Raw genomic sequence first — 5,238 nt, 5'->3', positions numbered from 1 at the left:
TGCCTGCCGTGGCGCCGGCGTTGCTTCCTGCGTTGTTGCTTGAGGTGTCGGTGTTGGACTCACACGGTCATTTCATCATCGGGTACCGACAATTTATGGAGCTGACGCTCGAGTTGCTCAGAGATCGCATCGATACTGTCGAAGTCACGGTCCGTCGGGGCCCACCGGGCGAGGGTCAGGTCAACGCGCCAGCGGCCTTCGCCGATCCGCAGATACTCCGCGTAGGCGCCGTGCAGCGGCGTTCCCTCGTCCAAGTAGTGGTGCAGCGCTTCCGACTCAAGGCCTGGGGGCGCCTCGCCGCTGGCACGCAGTACGCGCCACCAAGCACGGTGCTTCCGTGGTGGCTCATGACCGATCCGATCTGCCGGGGACCGCCCGAGCCCAGAAGCTCGGCAACATCCCCATAGGACACGGCAACGCCGGGCGGCATGAGATCCACGACGGCCAGCACCGCCGTCACAAACTCCATCCGCATGCCCCCAGCCTATCGGCATGGGCCGCCGGATCGGCGCAGAAGGAGTGTCGCTCCGGTTCTTGTCGGAGGGCGCCGGTAGCGTTGAAGCATGAGCTCCTGGAATACCCTCCCCCGCGCCGCGTTCGACCTTGAGACCACGGGACGGAACTCCCGTTCCGCGAGGATCGTCACCGCTTCGATCACCGTAGTGGACGACGACGGCGGCGTCATCAAAGAACTCGAATGGTTGGCGGATCCTGGTATCGAGATTCCCTTGGAGGCCAGCGAGATCCACGGCATCACCACGGAAAAGGCGAGGGCCGAGGGCCGACCGGCAGCAGAAGTGACGCGCGAAGTTGCCGCCGCACTCCAGGAACTGTTCGACGACGGCGTGCCGGTCATTGCGTTCAACGCGAGCTATGACTTCACGGTCTTGGCCGCCGAATCCGCCCGCTACGGCGTGCCGCAACTGAGCCGTTTCCCCGTGCTTGACCCCTACGTCATGAACAAGCAGGTCGACCGGTACCGCAAGGGCAAGCGGACCCTGACCGCTTTGTGCGAGGAATACGGGGTGAACCTCGATAACGCCCATACCTCCGCTGCGGACGCCCTCGCCACCTTGCGCGTCCTTGATGCCATGGCCGGCAAGTTCCCGAAGCTGCAAATGCCCGCCTCCAAGCTGCATCACCTCCAGGTTGATTGGGCAGCCGCACAGGCCGCCGATTTCCAGAGCTACCTGCGCAAGACCAAACCAACGGCAGTCATCGAAGGCAATTGGCCGGTTCTTCCCCCGGAAGATGCCAGCCGCGGAGACTTCTAAGGCTTCCGGATTTTCAAAACGCCCGTCCACGTACCGGACGCTTTTCCGGCGTCCGCATGATGGGACGCACGTCACATCGCTGTTGCTGCCTGAAAGCCAGCTGGACGTCAGTCACGAATTCCCCACGATACCCGAGTGACGCGGCACCTCAAGGGCACTTTCCACACTTCGCTGAATTTAATTCGGAGTTTCCGGGAATCGCACGCCTTATCGTCGTCAATTTATAGCTGAATGAGTGGATGACATAATTAAGTTTGGCGGGTCGAGTTCTGATATTGCGGCCCAAACCTGCTTTGGCTGCGTTCCCCGCCCGTCTCGATACGAACGCGTGTTCCCCGATGAAAGTGATTTGCTTGATGAAAATCAAAGCCCTGAAGTGGTTCTCTGCTGTCCCTGTGGCTGCAGTTCTCGCCGTCTCCCTGGCCGCCTGCGGTGGCGGAGCGGGCAGCACCAGCAGCGCCTCGCCGACCGACGCCCTCCAAGGCAGCGACCAGAAGACGCTGGACAAGTACACCACCAAGGACGTCACTCCGGTGGACAAGATCGACAAGTCCAAGCTGGGCCTGATCACCGACGGCACCCTGCGCGTCGGCACGCTCTCGGACGCCCCGCCGAACATCTTCATCGATCCCTCAGGCAAGTTCACCGGCTATGACAACGAACTCCTGCGCGCCGTCGGCGCCAAGCTGGGCCTCAAGGTCGAGTTCGCCTCCACTGACTTCTCGGCGCTGCTCTCCCAGGTCAAGAACAAGCAGTTCGACGTCGGATCCTCCTCGATCTCCACCACGGACAAGCGCCGCGAGACCGTCGGCTTCACCAATGGTTACGACTTCGGCTACATGGCCGTCGTGACCAAGACCGACTCCAAGGTCAAGGGCTTCGCGGACCTCAAGTCCGACGTGCGCATCGGCGTCGTCCAGGGCACCGTCCAGGACACTACGTCACCAACACGCTCAAGCTTGAGCCCGTCCGTTTCCCGGACTACAACACGGTTTACGCCAACGTAAAGAGCGGCCAGGTTGACGCTTGGGTCGCCCCGTCGCAGCAGGCAACCGGCCAGGTCAAGGACGGCGACAACACGAAGATCGCCGAAAAGGTCGTCAACACCCAGAACTTCACTGCCTGGGCCGTGAACAAGGACAACCAGCCCCTGATCGACGCCCTCAACTCCGGCCTTGACGCCGTGATCGCAGACGGTACCTGGACCAAGCTGACGGCCGAGTGGTACAAGGACCGCCCGACCCAGGCGGAGCAGACCCCTCAGGGCTGGAAGCCGGGCAGCAAGGCCGTCCAGATCCCGGCCAAGTAACCCAGGCGTTCCATGGATCTCCAGGAAATCCTCAAGCAACTCGGTGAGACCTTCCTCGATTGGAAGGCGATAGGCGAAGTCATCCCCAAGATGTTCGCCGTCGGCTTGCCGAATACCATTGTCTTGGCCGTCACCTCGGGCGTGATCGGAACTGTGCTCGGCATGGCGCTCGCCTTGATGGGGATCTCCCGGAACCCCGTGGCCCGGTGGATAGCCCGCATATACACCGACGTCCTTCGTGGGCTGCCGCCCGTCCTCACCATCCTCGTGATCGGCCTCGGCTTCGGCCCCATCATCCGTCAGCTGAGCGGCTCCACGAGTCCGTATCCGTTGGCCGTCGCGGCGCTGTCCCTGATGTCGGCGGCGTACATCGGCGAGATCTTCCGTTCCGGTATCCAGAGTGTTGACAAGGGTCAGCTAGAGGCAACGCGTGCCCTGGGGTTCGGCTACGGCCCTGCCATGCGGCTTGTGGTGGTTCCCCAGGGCGTCCGGCGGGTCCTGCCGGCGCTGGTCAACCAATTCATTGCGTTGATCAAGGAGTCGTCGTTGGTCTTCCTCCTTGGCTTGCTCGCCTCAGAGCGCGAGATCTTCCAGATTGGCAAGGATGCGGCCTCCACGAGCGGAAATCTGTCGCCCTATGTAGCGGCAGCAATCTTCTACCTGGCGCTGACCATTCCATTGACGCACTTCGTGAACTGGATTGACCGCCGCCTCAGGACAGGCCGGCCGGAAAAGAAGGAACCGGACGAGGCAGCCGCCGTCGTCGGGAAGGGAGCCCAGGCATGAGCGAATTCGCTTCAGGAACACTGACGGCCAAGAACATCCACTTGTCCTTCGGGTCGAACCATGTCCTGCGCGGCATCGACCTGCACGTCGAGAAGGGCACCACGGCTTCCGTGATCGGCCCTTCCGGCTCAGGGAAATCCACGCTCCTGCGCGTTATGAACCGGCTGATCGAACCCGCCCAGGGCGACATTCTGCTCGATGGCCGTTCGGTACTCAAGGACAACCCGGATGAACTGCGCCGGCGGATCGGCATGGTCTTCCAGCAGTTCAACTTGTTCCCGCACAAGACAGTGGCGGAGAACATGTCCTTGGCCTTGCGGAAGCTCCGTGGCATGTCCAAGGAGCAGGCGCGGGAAGACGCCCTGGCCCAACTGGACCTCGTAGGGCTCAAGCACAAAGCCGACGTCCGGCCAGCCAACCTCTCCGGCGGGCAACAGCAGCGAGTGGCCATTGCCCGCGCGCTTGCCATGAAGCCCGAGGTGATGTTCTTCGACGAGGCAACATCGGCCCTGGACCCTGAACTGGTCAAGGGCGTGCTCGCGCTCATGACCGATCTGCCAAGGGCGGCATGACCATGGTGGTGGTAACCCATGAGATGGGCTTCTCAAGGAACGTCTCCGACACCGTGACGTTCATGGACGCAGGCGTCGTCGTAGAGACCGGTTCGCCGGAACAACTCTTCACCGAGCCGCGGACCGAGCGCCTGAAGGGCTTCCTTTCGGACGTGCTCTAGGCCTTAGCAACGGGGAACCCCCGGCTTTCAGACGAAACACCCCTCGTGGTGAGCCGTCCGGTAGCCGGGGATTTTTCGTGGCCGGAGCTACTTCCCGACCTTCACCTGAAGGACAGTCAAGGCCGCGGCATCCACTGAGTCGCGGAATCCAGGATCGGTCTGCGCCCGTTGCAGCACCTGGGCATACATCGCCGGAACTGAAGCAGTGTCCGCGCACAGAACCATGGTGCCGCCCGCCCCGATGAAATTCGTTGCCCTGTCCCCCATGCTCCAGGGCGACAGCTGCACGGCATTGCACAGATCATCGGACACGATGACGCCGGTGAACGCTGCGTCCGTCCGCAACATGGTGCGCATGATCACCGATGAAAACGGCGCCACATGGTCGGGATCGATCTTGTCGTAGTAGGCGTTCGAAATCATGACCCACCGGAGTCCCCGGTCGATCGCTGCCTTGAACGGCATCAGGTAGGGATCCGTCCGGGTGGTTTCGGTGTCGTGGACGTTCGCGCTGACGTCGGTGTTCAGGCTGACGCGCCCCATTCCCGGAAAATGCTTGACCACCGGCGCCACCCCTGCGTCCCGCAATCCGTCCGCCATCGCGTTCCCATGCTCGGACACCGCCGCCGGATTGAAGCCGTATTCGCGCTTGAACGCCCCAATGGGCTTATTCGAGGGTGCAAATTCGGGGCTGGGCACCGTATCCAGTACGGGTGCCAAATCAACATTCACTCCGGCCTGCAAAAGTTGGGACCCCCAGTTCCGGGCGTCGGCGCGAAGTTGTTCCGGGCTCGAATTCCCTTGGTCCAAGGCTGCGGGAATAGGCAGGAACCCGGGTCCCCGGAGGACTTGAACAGAGCCGCCTTCCTGGTCCGTCGCGACGGACAGCGGCAAGCCACGGCTTGAGGCCGGCGAAATGCCCGCCCTCAGCTTTGCCACAACTGATGCCGTCGCCGCGACCCCTGCCTGGCTTCGTCCGGCCAGATAGATATTGCCCACGTGGTTGTTCAGGAGGTCAGCCACCGCGCTCGAATCGCTTCCGTCGGCCTTGGCCGCCACCATGAACAACTGCCCTACCCTTTGTTCCAGGGTCAGGCCCGCGAGCCGCTGTTCCGGCGTCGGGTGTGGAGGCGGCG

At 62.6% G+C, this 5,238-nt stretch carries 3 protein-coding genes and 3 pseudogenes; 4 read left to right on the top strand and 2 right to left on the bottom strand.

The genetic code is table 11. From position 1 onward, the window contains the following. Nucleotides 1-59: 59 nt before the first annotated feature. Nucleotides 60-475: pseudogene (locus AHiyo1_RS02525) on the bottom strand (MGMT family protein). 88 nt (nucleotides 476-563) lie between these two features. Here AHiyo1_RS02525 and AHiyo1_RS02520 point away from each other — a divergent pair. The 4 genes and pseudogenes from AHiyo1_RS02520 (at nucleotide 564) to AHiyo1_RS02505 (ending at nucleotide 4,102) form a co-directional block, all read left to right on the top strand. After that, on the top strand, nucleotides 564-1,274 hold the full coding sequence (locus tag AHiyo1_RS02520) for a 3'-5' exonuclease (protein ID WP_059387510.1): 711 nt from the start codon (nucleotides 564-566) through the stop codon (nucleotides 1,272-1,274). Nucleotides 1,275-1,630: 356 nt separating this feature from the next. Then, nucleotides 1,631-2,583, top strand: a pseudogene (locus AHiyo1_RS02515) (ABC transporter substrate-binding protein). A 12-nt stretch (nucleotides 2,584-2,595) separates the two neighbouring features. Further along, entirely contained in the window at nucleotides 2,596-3,369 is a 774-nt protein-coding gene (locus AHiyo1_RS02510; protein ID WP_059387509.1) for an amino acid ABC transporter permease, read from the top strand. After that, a pseudogene (locus tag AHiyo1_RS02505) lies at nucleotides 3,366-4,102 on the top strand (amino acid ABC transporter ATP-binding protein). Before AHiyo1_RS02510 ends, AHiyo1_RS02505 begins: the two are co-directional and overlap by 4 nt. 87 nt (nucleotides 4,103-4,189) lie before the next feature. Here AHiyo1_RS02505 and AHiyo1_RS02500 read toward each other — a convergent pair. Then, nucleotides 4,190-5,238, bottom strand: a 1,049-nt coding sequence (locus AHiyo1_RS02500; RefSeq protein WP_253257125.1) for a glycoside hydrolase family 3 N-terminal domain-containing protein, incomplete at its 5' end; no start/stop codon positions are given.

The organism is Arthrobacter sp. Hiyo1, from assembly GCF_001263615.2.
Lineage (GTDB): Bacteria > Actinomycetota > Actinomycetes > Actinomycetales > Micrococcaceae > Arthrobacter.
This window is presented reverse-complemented; position numbering and strand designations above follow the sequence as displayed.

Excerpts from the sequence above, each read along its gene's own strand:
- AHiyo1_RS02520 (WP_059387510.1), top strand. The coding sequence starts at position 564 with ATGAGCTCCTGGAATACCCTCCCCCGCGCCGCGTTCGACCTTGAGACC.
- AHiyo1_RS02510 (WP_059387509.1), top strand. The coding sequence starts at position 2,596 with ATGGATCTCCAGGAAATCCTCAAGCAACTCGGTGAGACCTTCCTCGAT.